The organism is Enterobacter sp. 6722112 (assembly GCF_058661685.1).
Genome location: NZ_JBZWGR010000007.1, coordinates 1746432 through 1763042 on the forward strand (window position 1 = coordinate 1746432; position 16611 = coordinate 1763042).

The 16611-nt window shown below is 56.3% G+C and carries 15 protein-coding genes; 3 read left to right on the forward strand and 12 right to left on the reverse strand.

What is annotated here, in order from left to right:
- Positions 1–2: 2 nt before the first annotated feature.
- The 7 genes from rsxD to blr form a co-directional block, all read right to left on the reverse strand.
- Positions 3–1055 (reverse strand): electron transport complex subunit RsxD, encoded by a 1053-nt coding sequence (rsxD, locus tag AC4OVU_RS09925; protein ID WP_015570666.1) that lies wholly within the window; start codon positions 1053–1055, stop codon positions 3–5.
- Positions 1056–3077, reverse strand: coding sequence for an electron transport complex subunit RsxC (rsxC, locus tag AC4OVU_RS09930; RefSeq protein WP_110292376.1), 2022 nt, complete (start codon positions 3075–3077; stop codon positions 1056–1058).
- Positions 3070–3648 carry an electron transport complex subunit RsxB gene (gene rsxB / locus AC4OVU_RS09935; protein WP_015570664.1) on the reverse strand — a complete coding sequence of 193 codons (579 nt, stop codon included), beginning with the start codon at positions 3646–3648 and terminating at the stop codon, positions 3070–3072. The genes rsxC and rsxB overlap by 8 nt, the downstream gene beginning before the upstream one ends.
- Complete coding sequence (rsxA, locus tag AC4OVU_RS09940) at positions 3648–4229, reverse strand: electron transport complex subunit RsxA (RefSeq protein WP_000133206.1); 582 nt, start codon at positions 4227–4229, stop codon at positions 3648–3650. Before rsxA ends, rsxB begins: the two co-directional genes overlap by 1 nt.
- 76 nt (positions 4230–4305) lie before the next feature.
- Complete coding sequence (locus tag AC4OVU_RS09945) at positions 4306–4746, reverse strand: DUF2569 domain-containing protein (protein WP_045338785.1); 441 nt, start codon at positions 4744–4746, stop codon at positions 4306–4308.
- Between the two features lie 85 nt (positions 4747–4831).
- The gene (ydgT, locus tag AC4OVU_RS09950) at positions 4832–5047 is read right to left on the reverse strand and encodes a transcription modulator YdgT (RefSeq protein ID WP_000217941.1); all 216 of its coding nucleotides are present in this window, start codon (positions 5045–5047) and stop codon (positions 4832–4834) included.
- Positions 5048–5276: 229 nt separating this feature from the next.
- The gene (gene blr / locus AC4OVU_RS09955; RefSeq protein ID WP_151884424.1) at positions 5277–5402 is read right to left on the reverse strand and encodes a division septum protein Blr; all 126 of its coding nucleotides are present in this window, start codon (positions 5400–5402) and stop codon (positions 5277–5279) included.
- Between the two features lie 239 nt (positions 5403–5641).
- Between blr and AC4OVU_RS09960 the strand changes: the two genes are divergently transcribed.
- Positions 5642–6682: an oxidoreductase gene (locus tag AC4OVU_RS09960; RefSeq protein WP_017693546.1), complete on the forward strand. Its 1041-nt coding sequence runs from the start codon at positions 5642–5644 to the stop codon at positions 6680–6682.
- Positions 6683–6738: 56 nt separating this feature from the next.
- On the opposite strand, the gene add is transcribed toward AC4OVU_RS09960, so the two are convergent.
- The 3 genes from add to malX form a co-directional block, all read right to left on the reverse strand.
- On the reverse strand, positions 6739–7737 hold the full coding sequence (gene add / locus AC4OVU_RS09965; RefSeq protein ID WP_015570661.1) for an adenosine deaminase: 999 nt from the start codon (positions 7735–7737) through the stop codon (positions 6739–6741).
- Between the two features lie 96 nt (positions 7738–7833).
- Positions 7834–9006, reverse strand: a complete 1173-nt coding sequence (locus AC4OVU_RS09970) for a MalY/PatB family protein (RefSeq protein ID WP_491928669.1) — start codon at positions 9004–9006, stop codon at positions 7834–7836.
- A 48-nt stretch (positions 9007–9054) separates the two neighbouring features.
- Positions 9055–10647, reverse strand: coding sequence for a maltose/glucose-specific PTS transporter subunit IIBC (malX, locus tag AC4OVU_RS09975; protein WP_491928670.1), 1593 nt, complete (start codon positions 10645–10647; stop codon positions 9055–9057).
- Positions 10648–10826: 179 nt separating this feature from the next.
- Between malX and AC4OVU_RS09980 the strand changes: the two genes are divergently transcribed.
- On the forward strand, positions 10827–11855 hold the full coding sequence (locus AC4OVU_RS09980) for a Mal regulon transcriptional regulator MalI (protein WP_017384586.1): 1029 nt from the start codon (positions 10827–10829) through the stop codon (positions 11853–11855).
- A 100-nt stretch (positions 11856–11955) separates the two neighbouring features.
- Here the strand turns inward: AC4OVU_RS09980 and AC4OVU_RS09985 are convergent, their stop codons facing one another.
- Complete coding sequence (locus tag AC4OVU_RS09985) at positions 11956–13482, reverse strand: YdgA family protein (protein ID WP_023296462.1); 1527 nt, start codon at positions 13480–13482, stop codon at positions 11956–11958.
- A gap of 99 nt (positions 13483–13581) precedes the next feature.
- Positions 13582–14757, reverse strand: a complete 1176-nt coding sequence (gene manA / locus AC4OVU_RS09990; protein ID WP_003857564.1) for a mannose-6-phosphate isomerase — start codon at positions 14755–14757, stop codon at positions 13582–13584.
- 199 nt (positions 14758–14956) lie between these two features.
- On the opposite strand from manA, the gene fumA reads away from it, so the two are divergent.
- Positions 14957–16603, forward strand: coding sequence for a class I fumarate hydratase FumA (fumA, locus tag AC4OVU_RS09995; RefSeq protein WP_017384582.1), 1647 nt, complete (start codon positions 14957–14959; stop codon positions 16601–16603).
- Positions 16604–16611: the final 8 nt, after the last annotated feature.

The window sequence follows — 16611 nt, forward strand, 5'->3', positions numbered from 1 at the left end:
CCTTAGCGATGACCGTACACGCGTGGCCGCGTGTAGTAGTCGATGAGCGGAACGGTGATGTTAGCCAGCAGCACGGCAAATGCCACGCCGTCCGGATAACCGCCAAAGCTCCGAATAAGCCAGACCAGCAAGCCCGCCAGCGCGCCGAAAATCAGACGTCCTCGGTTGGTGGTAGACGCGGTGACCGGATCGGTCAGAATAAAGAATGCCCCGAGCATGGTCGCGCCGGAGAGCAGATGGAGCTGCGGGCTGGCCAGTGACTCAGGTGAGATGACCCAGCCGAGCGTCGAGCAGACGGCCAGCGTCACCAGGAAGCTCACCGGAATATGCCAGCGGATCGCCTTCTGTTGCAGCAGGAACGCGCCGCCCAACAAATAGGCCAGATTGACCCACTGCCAGCCAGCACCCGCCAGTACGCCGCTGTAAATAGACGATTTCATCACCTGCTCCACGCTGTGTCCGGCACGCAGGGAGGTTTTGAAGGTATCGAGCGGGGTGGCCTGGCTGATGCCGTCCACGCCCATGCGAAGCGCGTTCATATCTGCGCCCAGCGCGGTGTGGCCGGTAAAGATAACGTGCAGGGCATCCATAAAGCCGGGGACGGTGGCGGCGATCTCATGCGGCGGCAGCCAACTGGTCATCTGTACCGGGAAGGAGATCAGCAGTACCACGTAGCCAATCATCGCCGGGTTAAACGGGTTATGGCCCAGCCCGCCGTACAGCTGCTTGGCGATGATCACCGCAAACACCGTTCCCAATACCACCATCCACCACGGGGCGAACGGGGGAATGCTGATGGCCAGCAACAGGCCGGTCAACAGGGCGGAGTTATCGCTCAGGATGCGAGTCACTTCCATTTTGCGCAGCTTCAGGATCGCTGCTTCCGCTGCGACGGCACTGGCGCAACCCAGAACTAACTGGAAAAGCGTACCCCAGCCGAAAAACCAACACTGTACGGCAATACCTGGCAGCGCGGCCAGGCACACCAGCATCATAATACGCGATGTCTGGCGCTGGTTATGGGTATAAGGGGAACTTGCAATTCTGAAAACCATTTAATCCTCGTTAACGGCTTGCTGCGCGGCTTTCTTTGCCTGAACGCGCGCAATCGCGGCGGCGACTGCGGCTTTGCGTGGATCGTCGTTGGCGGCCGCAGGCCGTTCGTCCTCCTGTGCCGCTTTTCGTGCTTTGGCACGGGCGATGGCCGCTTCAACGGCGGCTTTACGCGGGTCGACAGGCGCTTCACTCTCTTCGGCAGGCTGAACCTGTGCCGCTTTTCGTGCTTTGGCACGGGCGATAGCGGCTTCAACGGCCGCCTTGCGCGGATCCGTCGCTTCCTGTTCAACCACCACTGTCTGCTGACCGGCCTTACGGGCTTTTGCCCTGGCGATAGCCGCTTCCACCGCCGCTTTACGCGGGTCGATGTCGGCTTCCGGTTTGGCGTGTTGCGCTTTCTCCGCCTGACGCGCGCGAGCTTCGGCTTTACGCGCTTCGCGGGCCGCAATCGCTTCGCTGTTGTCCGGTCTTTCTCCCGGAGCGATCACAACCGTCTGGGCGGCGGTGGCTTTCTTCTCGCGCACGCGGGCCAGGGCTGCGTTAATGGCATCCTGATCTTTCGCCGCAGGCTGCACGGCAGCCTGCTTATGGCGTTCCTGACGGGCTTGTTTCTCGCGCTCCAGTCGCGCCTGACGCGCTTCAAAGCGGGCCTTCGCTTCAGCGGCACGTTTTTCTTCCATGGAGATGGCGTAGATTTCGGCTTTCTCCTGACGGAAGTATTGCACCAGCGGAATATTGCTTGGGCAGACCCAGGCGCAGGCACCGCATTCAATACAGTCAGCCAGGTTATGCGCCTGGGCTTTATCGTGCAACTGGCCTTTGCTGTACCAGTACAACTGCTGCGGCAGTAAATCTGCCGGGCACGCGTCCGCACAGGCGCTACAGCGTATGCAGCCTTTCTCTTCCTGCGTTTCGCCCATCTCCGTTGGGGAAGGGGCGAGCAGGCAGTTGGTAATCTTCACCACCGGCACATCCAGCCACGGCAGGGTAAAGCCCATCAGCGGGCCACCCATAATGACCAGTTGATCGCTACCCGGGCAGAAGCCAGCCTGTTCCAGCAGATGACGCACCGGCGTACCCAGACGCGCCCAGACGTTGCCGGGACGGGAGACGGACTCACCGGTCAGCGTGACGACGCGCTCGGTCAATGGCTCGCCGTCAATCACCGCACGTTTCACCGCGTAGGCGGTTCCCACGTTTTGCATCAGCACGCCGATGTCGGACGAACGGCCCCCGTGGGGGACCTGTTTGCCGGTCAGGATCTGCGTCAGCTGTTTTGCCCCGCCGGACGGGTATTTGGTCGGGATCACTCGCAGGGCGATATCGTGGCTGTCCGCCAGTACCGCACGCAGCATCGAAATGGCCTGCGGTTTATTGTCCTCAATACCGATCAGCACTTCGCGGGGTTGCAGAATATGCGCAAGAATGCGAATCCCTTCCACCACCTGCGCGGCACAGTCCTGCATCAGACGGTCATCGGCGGTGATGTACGGTTCGCACTCGGCGGCGTTGATGATCAGCGTTTCGATTTTATCGCCGCCGCCGTGAAGCTTAGCGCCGGTCGGGAAGCCTGCGCCCCCCAGACCCGCCACGCCGAACTGATGAATGCGTTCAATCAGCGCTTCACGGCTGTGGGAACGGTAGTCGCTCCAGCCGTCACGATCGATCCAGCGGTCTTCACCATCGGCTTCAATGATCACGCTCAGCTCAGACAACGCCGACGGATGGGCAACGGTATGGGGGGCAACAGCCACCACCTTACCGGAAGTCGGGGCATGTATCGGCAACATCCGTCCGCGACCAAAGGTCAGCGGCTGGCCGCGAAGAACGCTATCGCCTTCTTTCACGCACAGTTCACCTTCCGCGCCGATATGCTGTTTAAGGGGCATAACGTAACGGGTCGCCAGCGGGATCTGGCGCAGCGGCGTGCCGTTAGACTGCGATTTCATCTCAGGCGGATGAATGCCGCCGTCGAAATCCCAGATCTTCTCTTTTCTGAAGGCAGAAAATAACTTAAGCATGTTGTTCCACAGGAATATTGCGAACCGGAATGGTCTGAAGGTCCCACTTCCAGCTTTCAGTAGTCGTTTCAACCGGGCGTAGTTCTATACACTGCGTCGGGCAGGGCGCCACGCAGAGATTACAGCCGGTGCACAGATCCGCCACAACGGTGTGCATCGCGCGCGTTGCGCCCACAATGGCGTCAACAGGACACGCCTGAATACATTTGGTGCAGCCAATGCAGTTGGCTTCGTCGATGACAGCAAGGGCACGAACGGGCTCCTGGGCCTGTTCATCGCCGTCGACAGGCTGGGGATCGACGTTCAGCAGGGCAGCTATTTTAAGCATGACCGCTTCGCCACCCGGTGCGCAGCGGTTGATCTTTTCGCCCTGCACGCCCACCGCCTCAGCGTAAGGGCGGCAGCCAGGGTAGCCGCACTGCCCGCACTGGCTCTGCGGTAAAAGTTCATCAATTTTTTCAACCACCGGATCGTCCTCCACCGCAAACCGGCGGGAGGCATAACCCAGAATAATGCCAAAGACGAGTCCCAGTACGCTGATGGACGCGATGGCAATCCAGATAGCACTCATTACAACTTCACCAGACCACTAAAGCCCATAAAGGCCAGAGACATTAAACCTGCGGTCACCAGAGCGATGGCGTTACCGCGAAACGGCGCGGGAATATCCGCCGCGGCCAGACGCTCGCGAATCGAGGCGAACAGGACCATAACAAAAGAGAAACCGACCGCCGCGGAAAAACCGTACAACGCCGATTGCAGGAAATTATGCCCAAGGTTGATATTGAGCAGCGCCACGCCCAGCACCGCGCAGTTGGTGGTGATGAGAGGCAGGAAAATGCCCAGCAGGCGATACAGGGCAGGGCTGGTTTTCCGCACCACCATCTCGGTAAATTGCACCACAACCGCAATGACCAGAATAAAGGACAAGGTGCGCAGGTAGAGCATGTCGAGCGGGATCAGGATCCAGGTATCAATCAGCCATGCGCAAATGGAGGCCATCGTCATCACGAAGGTGGTCGCCAGCCCCATGCCCATTGCCGTCTCCAGCTTTTTGGAGACGCCCATAAACGGGCACAGGCCAAGGAACTTCACCAGTACGAAGTTATTAACCAGCACAGTTCCGACAAAGAGCAGTAAGTAATCGGTCATTATTTAGCCTGAAATAAAATAGCCGCCTATTATCGGATAAACGACAACAGGCCACAACAGGTTAACTGTAAGGTTATTACGGGTTGACAAAGGTCTTCTTAACGCGCGTCGAACGCTTGAAATAAGGGACCATAAGCGCCGTCGCCAGTAGCGGAAACAGTAACTGGCGAACCGCCAGCGCGTCAGATACTGGCGAAAAAGCGAATGCTTTGACAGCCAGCAGCACGGAGACCAGCAGCCAGATAATGTAATGTTTCGGCACGCTTTTGCGGCGTTTGAAGAAGGCGATAGTCAGCCACAGCGTGTAGTACCACATCGCGATCGCGAAAACGAACGACACAAACCACGTTGCAATATTGAGCGCACTCTGGGACATCAGTGTCTGGATAGCATGAGGCGTAACCAGTGCGGTGGTGTATAGCAACAGCGCCAGCGAAGCGCTTAATAATGCCACCAGCAGCCATGCCAGCGGGGCGATTAACCAGCCCCCAATTCTCTCTCCAGGCAATGCGGTCATACGCTCTCCCATAGTCTGCGCGAAATGTTATACAGAAATTTGCAGGGCGGAGAGTATATAACATTTCACGCCGAAGGCTACTTTCTTATACAACGTAACGCCATACGGATTTAGGCACTTCCCCCACATTGAACAGACGACCGCCAGAGACCAGTTCGGCGCGACGATGGTCAGCAGCGCGGTACATATTGATGATGTCCTGATTATCCGACAGCGTGTAGTTCAGATGGTCAAACAGTTTTTCCAGGCTTTCAAGGGAATTGATCTTGCGAAATTTTAATAAATAGTCCTGAACTGTCATGTTAATAAGTTTCCATATAAAAGGGTAATACCCATAAAGGTAATGCGTTCGAATAATAAACGGATTAATAAAGACGTAAACTGTCCACTCGGGTAACGCGACGAAATTAGGAGTTTTCTTTGCGAAGATTCAGGCATCAGCAGATGCCTGGAAGAGAAGGGTAACCCCGTTCATTACGGCTGGCAATACGTTCCATGACGTAATGTGTCACGCTTTATGACGACACGGCTTACTTTTGTTGTGCGACAGTAACAGGCTCCGGCGGCTGGTAGTTATCGATATGGCTGGCAATGCCGAGCAACACGACTGAAACTCCAAGGACAATCCATCCCGCTAATTCAATGATTCGATTAATTATTGACGACATAATTTGTGTTTGTAATTTATCCATAAATACAGATTACAAATGTTACAGCGCCCTTTTCGCCAGAGCAAGCGCTTTGGGAACGATTCCCCGAACCCATATACACACTTTAATGCGAGGTAACAAAAAGCGCTGTCGCGAGATGCTATTTTAACTCACAGGGCACATTATTAATGTGTGCGTTAAGCACAAGGCCAGTGATAAATAAGCGCACAGCGAGGGGGCAAACGATGAGTGAAAACATCCGCGTCGGTCTTATTGGCTACGGGTACGCAAGCAAAACCTTTCATGCACCGCTGGTTGCCGGCACGCCGGGAATGGAACTGGCGGCTATCACAAGCAGCGATGAGACTAAGGTCCGCGCCGACTGGCCAGCCGTGCCGGTGGTAACGGAGCCTAAGCATCTGTTTAACGATCCTAATATTGACCTTATTGTCATTCCTACTCCTAACGACACTCATTTCCCCCTGGCGAAAGCGGCGCTGGAGGCAGGGAAACATGTTGTTGTCGATAAGCCCTTCACCGTGACGTTGTCACAGGCGCGCGAGCTGGATGCGCTGGCGCGAAGTCTGGGTCGGTTATTATCGGTCTTTCACAATCGGCGCTGGGACAGCGATTTCCTGACGGTTAAGGCGCTGATAAACGAAGGCACGCTCGGCGAAATTGCCTTTTTTGAGTCGCACTTCGATCGTTATCGTCCGCAGGTGCGAGATCGCTGGCGCGAGCAGGCGGGACCGGGTAGCGGCATCTGGTATGACTTAGCGCCGCATCTTCTCGATCAGGCCGTTCATCTGTTTGGTTTGCCCGTGAGCATGACGGTCGATTTAGCGCAGCTCAGGCCAGGCGCGCAGACTACCGACTATTTTCACGCCATTTTAAGTTATCCGCAGCGGCGCATTGTGCTGCACGGGACGATGCTTGCGGCTGCGGAATCGGCGCGCTATATCATTCACGGGGCGCGCGGCAGCTATGTGAAATTCGGCCTGGATCCGCAGGAAGAGCGCCTCAAAAATGGCGAACGCTTACCGCAGGAGGACTGGGGCTACGACATGCGCGACGGGGTGGTGACGCGTGCGGAGGGTGAGGTACTGGTTGAAGAGACGGTATTGACCCTGCCGGGGAACTATCCAGCGTATTACGCCGCCATTCGTGACGCGCTGAACGGTTCAGGTGAAAATCCGGTTCCCGCAAGCCAGGCAATCCAGATTATGGAGCTGATCGAGCTCGGGATCGAATCTGCCAAACATCGCGCAACGCTCTGTCTGGCATAAGTGCCAAACGCTTTCGTAGGCCGGGTAAGCGCAGCGCCACCCGGCAGTAAAGAGGACTACTGAGCAACTTTATCGCGCAGCGCCTGTTTCTCTTCAGGCGTCAGGAAGGCGATCTCCAGCCCGTTGATTTGCGCCTGACGGATCTGCTCGCGGCTCAGCCCGGCCTGTGGTGCGGCGATGTTGTATTCGTGAATAATATCCACGCCCTGAACCGCCGGATCGTCCGTGTTCAGCGAAGCCAGCACCCCGTGCTCGAGGAAGGTTTTCAGCGGGTGTTGCGCCAGCGACGCCACTGTACTGGTCTGAATATTGGAGGTCAGGCAGGATTCGATTCCAATACGTTGTTCGGCGAGGAAATCCATCAGCGCGCGATCTTCAATGGCTTTCACGCCATGACCTATACGTTCCGCACCCAGTTCACGAATGGCCTGCCAGATGCTTTCCGGCCCCGCGGCTTCCCCCGCATGAACGGTAATATGCCATCCTGCATCACGTGCGCGGTTGAAATGAGACAGGAACAGACTGCCCGGGAAGCCCAGCTCGTCACCGGCCAGGTCGATGGCGGTGATCTGGTCGCGATGCGCCAGTAATGCTTCCAGCTCCTGAAGACAGGCCGCTTCACCGAAGGTACGGCTCATAATGCCGATCAAACGCGCCTGAACGTCAAAGGTTTTGCAGCCTTCACGCACGCCTTCAATGACCGCTTCAACCACGCCCGCTACGGGGAGGTTGTGGGTCATCGCCATATAGCCCGGGGAGAAACGCAGTTCAACATAGTGCAGGCCGTTACGCGCGGCATCTTCGATGTTTTCAAAGGCGACACGGCGACAGGCATCGACCGAGGCCAGCATCTTCACGCCCCAGTCGAGCTTGCTCAGAAAACTCACCAGATCCGGTTCGTTCGACGTGACCTGAACATGCGGGATCAGGGTTTCAAGCGTTTCGGCAGGGAGGGTTAAATTGAACTGGCGACCAAGATCGAGAATGGTTTGGGCACGAATGTTTCCGTCGAGGTGGCGGTGAATATCAGTTAAAGGCAGGCGTGTATCAATCATGGTCGCACTCTTTGCTGGTTAAAGTGCGCCATATTATAAAAACAAAACGGGGTAAAAAGCTATTTGCGCAAGGGAATATTCCGTTGCGCAAATGATTTACAGCAGAGTGTTGATGCCGGCGATAAGGCGTTGAACGCCCTGTTCAAGCTTACTACGCGGACAGCCAGCGTTCAGACGCACATAGCCTTTACCTTCATCCCCATAGGTATATCCCGGCATGATGGCCACTTTTTGCTGATCAATCAGCACGTTTTGCAGCGTATTGTCATCAATGCCAAGCGGGCTGAGATCGATCCATGCCAGATAGGTGGCCTCGGGCGGTTGCCAGTTGAGTGTCGGAAATGCATTATTCAGTTCGTCAGCAATGTAGCGCAGGTTTTCTTCGAGATAGGTCCGCAGCGCGTCCAGCCAGGGTTCTCCCTGTCGGTAGGCAGCAATGTGCGCGGTCAGCGCCAGCACGGAAGGGGAAGAGAGTCCGTCCCGACCTTTTAATGCATTCAGATAGGCGCTACGGCTGGCGTCATCGGCGATAAGCCCCCAGGCACCCGTCAGAGCCGGAATATTGAAGCTTTTGGAACCCGAGGTCAGCAGCGCCCATTTATCGCGCGCAACCTCATTCCACGGGGTATGACGATGCGTGCCCCATACCATGTCCATATGAATTTCGTCGCTGATCACCGCTACGTCATAACGTTCACACAGGGCCGCCATTGTGTTCAGCTCCTCCCGCGTCCAGACTTTGCCGGTCGGGTTTTGCGGGCTACACAGCAGCAGCACCTTGTTTTCCGGTTTTGACAGCGCTGCTTCCAGCGCGGCCATATTGCCCTCCCAGCCATGCGCTGTTTTCTGCATCGGCACGGAAACAACGGTACGCTGGTTGCCTTCGATGGCTTTATAAAAGGCATCGTAAGCCGGGGTATGGACCACCACGCCGTCGCCAGGCGAGGACCAGAGGCGGATCAGCTCCGAGACCATATAAATGACCGACGGCCCATACACCACGGTTTCGGTATCAATCTGACTGTTAAAGCGTTGCCGGAACCAGTGCGCCACGGCGGCCAGAAATTCGTCATTTTTCCAGCGACTGTAGCCAAACACCCCGTGGTTTATTCGCTGGTGCAGCGCATCGGTAATGCAGGGGGCGGTGGCGAAATCCATATCAGAGATGGTGAAGGGCAGCAGGTCGGCAGCGCCAAAACGGTCAGCGACATAATCCCACTGGGTACACCAGGTGCCGTGTCGATCCACGACGGTTGAAAAATCAAACATGACGGTGCTCCGTAAAGTAAAACCCCCTCATGACGAGGGGGCGAGGCATCAGGCTTCGACGGTTCGCATCAGGGTTGCCAGCTCATCCTTCACTGACTGTACCTGCGGGCCAATGACGACCTGCAAATTGTGTTGATTTAACTGTACCACGCCGATAGCCCGGTTAGCTTTAAGTGCGTTGGTATCCACTTTGGACATGTCCGCCACCGACAAACGCAGGCGGGTGATGCAGTTATCCAGAGAGGTAATGTTATCCGCACCGCCCAGCGCCGCCAGAATAGCCGGCGTGTTATATCCGGATTTCCCAACGGTACCAGCTACCGCCTGTTCAACGCTGGTGGCCGTATCGGTATCGCGGCCAGGCGTTTTCAGGTTAAAGCGGGTGATGGCGAAGCGGAAGATCCCGTAGTAAACCGCGAACCAGATGGCGGCCACAACCGGCACCAGATACCACTTGGTGGACAGACCGTGCAGGATACCGAAGACCACGAAGTCAATCACGTTACCGTCGGTGTTACCTATGGTCACACCGAGCACAGCCATCACGGTAAAGCCCAGGCCCGTCAGTACGGCGTGGATGAGGTACAGTACCGGCGCTACGAACAGGAACAGGAACTCGATAGGTTCTGTCGTACCGCCCACCACGCAGGCAATAACGCCGGAGATCAGCAGACCTTTAATTTTATGACGATTTTCCGGACGGGCACAGTGGTACATCGCCAGCGCTGCGCCCGGCAGGCCGCCGAGGAAGGCAGGCATTTTACCCTGAGAGAGGAAACGCGTCGCACTTTCAGAGAAGCCGTGAGTGGTCGGGCAGCTCAGCTGGGCCTGGAAGATGGTCAGCGCACCGCTAACGGAATGACCGCAAACGTCCATGGTACCGCCGGCTTCGGTAAAGCGGATCAGGGCAACCAGGATATGCTGTAAACCAAATGGCAGCAGCAGACGTTCACCCGTACCGAAAATCATCGGGCCGAAATCACCCGCGCCATTGATAATGCGGCCGATACCGGTGATCCCCATGGCAAAAATCGGCCAAATCAGAGGGATGATCAGACCAAACAGACCCATCACAACCAGCGTAATGATTGGCACAAAGCGGGTCCCGCCGAAGAAGGCCAGCGCATCGGGCAGGCGGATGTTGTGGAAGCGCTCGTGCAGCATCCAGATAATTACCCCCGCGATCACGGCTCCAAGGATCCCGGTATCGATGGTCTGAATACCAATCACGCTCTGAATGTTATTGGCTTTCAGTACCGCCGCGTCGGTCGTCGGCAGGATCCCTTTGGCGGTCAGCCAGAAGTTAACCGCAAGGTTCATGACCGCATAGCCAACGAAGCCCGCAAACGCCGCCACGCCTTTGTTTTCGCGCGCCAGACCCAGAGGAATGGCGATACAGAACATTACCGGCAGGAAGCTAAAGGCAAAAGAGCCGACCTTGCTCATCCAGATGAAGATCGCCTGAAGTACCGGATTTCCGAGGAAAGGGATCAGGGTAATGACGTCATGGCTGCTTAACGAGCTGCCGATCCCCAGCATGATCCCGCAAAAAGAGAGAAGCGCCACGGGCAGCATAAAGGTTTTACCCAGTTGCTGGAAAAACTCCCACAGCGATATTTTTTGTGCTGCTTTCGTCGTCATAAAACGACTCCTTAAATGGTAGAAAGAGATTTAACGACTTCGATGGGGCGAGAAGATAAAACGTTTTATCAAACTTTAGTGCGCGCTAAATCACATTCTCAGGCTTTTACTGGTAGTATAAAGATAACGTATTGATAAAACGTTTTAGCGATCTCATTATCAAGGAGTCACGCCACCATATGGCTGTAGCGAAAAAGATCACCATCAACGATGTCGCGCTGGCGGCGGGGGTTTCCGTCAGCACCGTTTCGCTGGTATTGAGCGGGAAGGGGCGCATCTCTCCTGCAACGGGTCAGCGCGTCAACGAGGCCGTTGAGCAGTTAGGCTTTGTGCGTAATCGCCAGGCGTCGGCGCTGCGCGGTGGGCAAAGCGGGGTGATAGGGCTGATCGTTCGCGACCTCACGTCGCCGTTTTATGCAGAACTGACCGCCGGGCTTACCGAGGCGCTTGAAGCGCAGGGGCGAATGGTTTTCCTGCTCCACGGTGGGCGCGAACCGGAGCAGCTGCTCTCCAGGCTGGATATGCTGCTGACGCAAGGGGTGGATGGGGTGATCGTGGCCGGCGCGTCCGGCGTGGGCAGTGAATTGTGTGAGCGCGCGGCGCAGAAAGGCGTACCGCTGGTGTTTGCCTCGCGCGCAAGCTATCTCGACGAAGCCGATACCCTTCGGCCAGATAACATGCAGGCCGCGCAAATGCTGACCGAGCATCTTATTCATCGCGGCCATCAGCGCATCGCCTGGCTCGGCGGTAAAAGCTCGTCCCTGACGCGTGCCGAGCGGGTGGGCGGTTACTGCTCCACGCTCATCAAATACGGCCTGCCGTTTCACAGCGAATGGGTGGTGGAGTGTGAATCCAGCCAGAAAAAAGCCGCAGAAGCCATCGGCACGCTGCTTCGCAACAGCCCGACGATCAGCGCGGTGATTTGCTATAACGACGTCATTGCGATGGGGGCGTGGTTCGGTTTAATCCGCGCCGGACGCCAGAGCGGTGAGGGCGGGGTAGAAACGTTCTTCGGCCATCAGGTGGCGCTGGGGGCATTTGCGGATGTCGGTGAAAATGCGTTAGACGATCTCCCCATCGTCTGGGCGACGACGCCGGCTCGTGAGATGGGGTACACCCTGGCAGACAGGATCATGCAGCGCATTGAAAATACGGACGTGCAGGCCGGGCATCAGATTGTGGCTGCACGGTTAGTGACGGTGAAGTAAACGCTTTGCTTGCACGGGCCTGCAACGACTCAGGATCGGAGGCCGGGTAAGCGTCAGCGCCACCCGGCAATAAAAAACCCCTCATGCGAGGGGTTTTCGTTTACTGCTGCGGTACTGCCGGCGGCGCTGCCGGTTCAGCCGGTGCCGGCATGCCCAGCGTCGGCATACCAAACATACCGACAAACTCTTCCAGCGGCATTTTGTCGCCGTTGAGCGTCACCTGGCCATTAGCATATTGCAGGCTGGTGGAAATGGTGTTGTCTTCCACCTTCGTGATGCGGAACATCTGGCCCATCGCCGCCAGGCCTTTCACCTGCTGGTTTGCCAGTTTGCCTGCATCATCTTCACCATAACCTTCCAGCTTCGCAATCTGCGTCATGAACTCGGTCGCCATATCCATCGGGATAGTCAGCTTGCTGTCGAGCGACTTCACGCTGCGATCAACTTCCTGGGCAAGGGTCTGAGGTTCGCCGGTCGCAGCGGCCGGATCCTTCAGGAACAGCGACAGGTTGAAGTTGGTTTCGCCTTTGCCGTTTTTCCAGCTCAGTGGCGCAACGGTAATCACCGGCTCGCCCTTCAGCAGGATCGGCAGGTTATTAAACAGCACCGTCATCGCCTGCTGCTGGTACGCCTGCGGGTTCTGTTGCAGGGCGGCATCGGTCAGCAGAGCCTGGCTCTCTTTACTGTATTTCTGACTGAATTCATGCCACGCCTGGCCGTCAATGTTGCCGATTTTCAGAGACAGCTTACCGGTACCCAGATCCTGATTCTGTACTTTCAGGCTTTTCAGGCTGTAATCCAGCTGGGTGTTGATGCTTTTACCGTCTTTGGAGACGTCAGACTTACCGTCCAGATCCATGCCTTCCAGCACCGCCATCTCTTTGCCTTCGATCGCAATGGCGATCTTATCGAGGCTCAGTTTCTGGTCGCCGATACGCTCATCAAAATCGGTCATACGGCTATTGCCGCTGGCTTTAAGGTTGTTGAAGGTAAGCTGAACCTTCTGGTTATATTCATTGACTGAATTCACCAGGCCGCTGGCGGCATCGCCGGTCAGGGAGACATTCTTGCCGTCGCGATCGGCATCAAGCTGGAAATTACCGCCGCTGAAGGCGACTTTGTCAGTGCCTTGTTCGTAATTCAGGGCTTTCAGGTCGATGTCGGAATGCGTATCACCGGCATAGCTGATGCGGGTATTGATCTCAAACGGCGACTCATTTTTCGCCATATCGAAAATCGGCTTCGTCACCTCGTTATTCACCAGTACGGTTCTGGCGGATGCCATGGAGGGGATCAGGTTAAACTTTTTCAACTGCGCCAGCGGGAACGGACCGTGGCTGACCACTTCATCCAGCACCACGCTCTGGCCCGGTTTCAGCCAGGCGTTCTGATTACCCGCAACCGGCTTCACCACCACCTGCATATGGCTGGTAAACACGCCACGCTGGTAGTTCTGGTAGCTCAGCTCCAGACCTGCTTCAGGCGCGCTGCGCTTAATCTCGCTGTTTGCCTGCGTCATCATCTCTGCCAGACGGCTTTCCAGCTGTTTCCCGGTATACCAGGAAGCACCCGTCCAGATCACGCCTAAAGCAACAATCACTCCTACCGCTACGACCGATTTTTTCATTGCGATTATCCCTAAAATGAAACCAGGCGGTTAAAACCGCCTGGTGTTACAACGCCTGTTACTAGCTTAGCAAGAGTTGTTAAAAAATTCAGTAAGTCCCTAAAGCTTATTAAAAACACGCGCCAGGCGACCGGTACCGCTCACCCGGACAGGCGACTCGTTGGCCGCGACAAAGGCGGATTCACCCGGTTTAAGCACCAGACGCTCGCTATCTTTATGCAACGTCGCTTCGCCTTCTACACAGAACAGGATCGCTGCGCTCTCCTGCGCAATGGCGGTTTCGTCTGCGCTGAGGTCGTGCAGCGAGAAGGCAAAATCGTCAACCGGAATCGGGAAGTCCAGCTCTGCGCCGTTTTTCACCGGCTGCGTAAGCAGCTCCGCAGCAGGTTTCGCCACGAACTTCACGTTGGCAACCAGCTCAGGGATGTCGATATATTTTGGCGTCAGACCCGCGCGCAGTACGTTATCGGAGTTAGCCATCACCTCCAGCGCCACGCCATTCAGGTAGGCGTGCGGGGTTTCAGCGAACAGGAACATCGCTTCGCCCGGGTTGAGCTTCACCACGTTCAGCAGCAGCGGAGAGAAGAGGCCGCTGTCGTCCGGATAAAACGCGGAAATTACGCGAATGGTGTCCCATGGCTCACCCTGCTGGCTGTTCAGCGCGGCTTTCAGCACCGCCAGCGCGTGGGATTTTTCCTCGCCCTGCATATTCAGCAGGCTGGCAAACAGCTCGCTCAAGGCTTCTGCGTTCGGGTTTTCCAGGAAATGGGCGATCGCGTTGTGAGCCCCGGCGACCGGTTGCAGCAGGGAGATGATCTCGGAAAACTCGCGGAAGGCATTCATCGCCAGGAAAGGGGTAAGGGCGAAAACCAGTTCCGGCTTGTGGTTAGGATCTTTGTAGTTACGCTCTGCGGCGTCTAACGGAATACCGGCGGCATTTTCTTTGGCAAAGCCCAGCTCAGAGGCTTTTTTGTTCGGGTGAACCTGAATGGAGAGCGGCTGGTCGGCGCACAATACCTTGAACAGAAACGGCAGCTCACCAAAACGATTCGCCACTTTATCGCCGAGCAGTGCGGCTTTGTCGGCGTCGATGACGTCACGCAGGCTGCGAACCTGGCCGCTGGCATCTTCAATTTTTGAGCTGCTCTTCGGATGCGCGCCCATCCACAGCTCTGCCATCGGCAGGTTGTCCGGGTTGGCGATACCGTAGAGATCCGTTAACGCAGTTTTACTTCCCCAGGCGTAGTTTTGCACTGAGTTGATGAGTTTTTGCATTATCAAGCCCTGATTCATATGTGGAATTAACTCCGCGTATTAAAGCAATAAACCGAATGGAAGTAACCTGCGGATGTAAAAAGTCGTACTAGTCTCAGTTTTTGTTAAAAAATTGTGTAGGATAAGCTGACTCGCTTTTAAGCCGGGCAGCGGAACATCTGCCCTGAATAAACAGACCGAAGCAGTAAGTGAGAGAACAATGTCGAATAAACCCTTCCATTATCAGGATCCTTTCCCCCTCAGTCAGGATCAGACCGAGTATTACCTGTTAACCCGCGATTACGTTTCTGTCTCTGAGTTTGAAGGGCAGGAGATCCTCAAAGTTGACCCGCAGGCGCTGACGTTGCTGGCGCAGCAAGCCTTCCATGATGCTTCCTTTATGCTCCGTCCGGCGCATCAGCAGCAGGTTGCTGATATCCTGAGCGACCCGGAAGCCAGTGAGAACGATAAGTACGTTGCTCTGCAATTCCTGCGTAACTCTGATATCGCGGCGAAAGGCATTCTGCCGACCTGCCAGGACACCGGCACGGCGATTATCACCGGTAAAAAAGGCCAGCGCGTCTGGACCGGCGGCGGTGACGAAGCGGCGCTGGCGCGCGGCGTTTACAATACCTACACCGAAGACAACCTGCGCTATTCGCAAAACGCGGCGCTGGATATGTACAAAGAGGTGAACACCGGCACCAACCTGCCTGCGCAGATTGACCTCTACAGCGTCGACGGTGACGAGTACAAATTCCTCTGCATCGCCAAAGGCGGCGGTTCAGCCAACAAAACCTATCTTTACCAGGAAACCAAAGCGCTGCTTACCCCGGGCAAGCTGAAGAATTATCTGGTCGAGAAGATGCGCACCCTCGGCACCGCGGCCTGCCCGCCGTACCATATCGCGTTTGTGATTGGCGGTACGTCTGCCGAAAGCACCCTGAAAACCGTTAAGCTGGCCTCAACCAAATACTACGATGCCCTGCCAACGGAAGGTAACGAACATGGTCAGGCGTTCCGGGACGTGCAGCTTGAGCAGGAACTGCTGGCCGAAGCGCAGAATCTGGGCCTGGGCGCGCAGTTTGGCGGCAAATACTTCGCGCATGACATTCGCGTGATCCGCCTGCCACGCCACGGTGCTTCCTGTCCGGTGGGCATGGGCGTCTCATGCTCGGCGGATCGCAACATCAAGGCGAAGATCAACCGCGACGGCATCTGGATCGAGAAGCTGGAGAACAACCCGGGCAAATATATTCCTGAAGAACTGCGTAAAGCGGGCGAGGGGGAAGCGGTTCGCGTGGACCTGAATCGTCCGATGAAAGAGATCCTCGCGCAGCTTTCGCAGTATCCGGTTTCAACGCGCCTTTCCCTGAACGGGACGATTATCGTGGGCCGCGACATCGCCCATGCGAAGCTGAAAGAGCGCCTGGACAACGGCGAAGGGCTGCCGCAGTACATTAAAGATCACCCGATCTACTACGCAGGCCCGGCAAAAACGCCTGATGGATATGCTTCCGGCTCGTTAGGCCCAACCACGGCGGGCCGTATGGACTCCTACGTCGACCAGTTGCAGGCCAACGGCGGCAGCATGATCATGCTGGCGAAAGGCAACCGCAGCCAGCAGGTGACGGACGCGTGCCACAAGCACGGCGGCTTCTACCTCGGCAGCATAGGCGGCCCGGCAGCGGTGCTGGCGCAGGGCAGTATCAAGAGCCTGGAGTGCGTGGAGTACCCGGAACTGGGTATGGAAGCGATCTGGAAAATTGAAGTGGAAGACTTCCCGGCGTTCATCCTCGTGGATGACAAAGGTAACGACTTCTTCAAACAGATCCAGTCTTCCCAGTGTTCGGCGTGTGTGAAGTAATTCTGTAA

Excerpts from the sequence above, each read along its gene's own strand:
- rsxD (WP_015570666.1), bottom strand. The coding sequence starts at position 1,055 with ATGGTTTTCAGAATTGCAAGTTCCCCTTATACCCATAACCAGCGCCAG.
- rsxC (WP_110292376.1), bottom strand. The coding sequence starts at position 3,077 with ATGCTTAAGTTATTTTCTGCCTTCAGAAAAGAGAAGATCTGGGATTTC.
- rsxB (WP_015570664.1), bottom strand. The coding sequence starts at position 3,648 with ATGAGTGCTATCTGGATTGCCATCGCGTCCATCAGCGTACTGGGACTC.
- rsxA (WP_000133206.1), bottom strand. The coding sequence starts at position 4,229 with ATGACCGATTACTTACTGCTCTTTGTCGGAACTGTGCTGGTTAATAAC.
- AC4OVU_RS09945 (WP_045338785.1), bottom strand. The coding sequence starts at position 4,746 with ATGACCGCATTGCCTGGAGAGAGAATTGGGGGCTGGTTAATCGCCCCG.
- ydgT (WP_000217941.1), bottom strand. The coding sequence starts at position 5,047 with ATGACAGTTCAGGACTATTTATTAAAATTTCGCAAGATCAATTCCCTT.
- AC4OVU_RS09960 (WP_017693546.1), top strand. The coding sequence starts at position 5,642 with ATGAGTGAAAACATCCGCGTCGGTCTTATTGGCTACGGGTACGCAAGC.
- add (WP_015570661.1), bottom strand. The coding sequence starts at position 7,737 with ATGATTGATACACGCCTGCCTTTAACTGATATTCACCGCCACCTCGAC.
- AC4OVU_RS09970 (WP_491928669.1), bottom strand. The coding sequence starts at position 9,006 with ATGTTTGATTTTTCAACCGTCGTGGATCGACACGGCACCTGGTGTACC.
- malX (WP_491928670.1), bottom strand. The coding sequence starts at position 10,647 with ATGACGACGAAAGCAGCACAAAAAATATCGCTGTGGGAGTTTTTCCAG.
- AC4OVU_RS09980 (WP_017384586.1), top strand. The coding sequence starts at position 10,827 with ATGGCTGTAGCGAAAAAGATCACCATCAACGATGTCGCGCTGGCGGCG.
- AC4OVU_RS09985 (WP_023296462.1), bottom strand. The coding sequence starts at position 13,482 with ATGAAAAAATCGGTCGTAGCGGTAGGAGTGATTGTTGCTTTAGGCGTG.
- manA (WP_003857564.1), bottom strand. The coding sequence starts at position 14,757 with ATGCAAAAACTCATCAACTCAGTGCAAAACTACGCCTGGGGAAGTAAA.
- fumA (WP_017384582.1), top strand. The coding sequence starts at position 14,957 with ATGTCGAATAAACCCTTCCATTATCAGGATCCTTTCCCCCTCAGTCAG.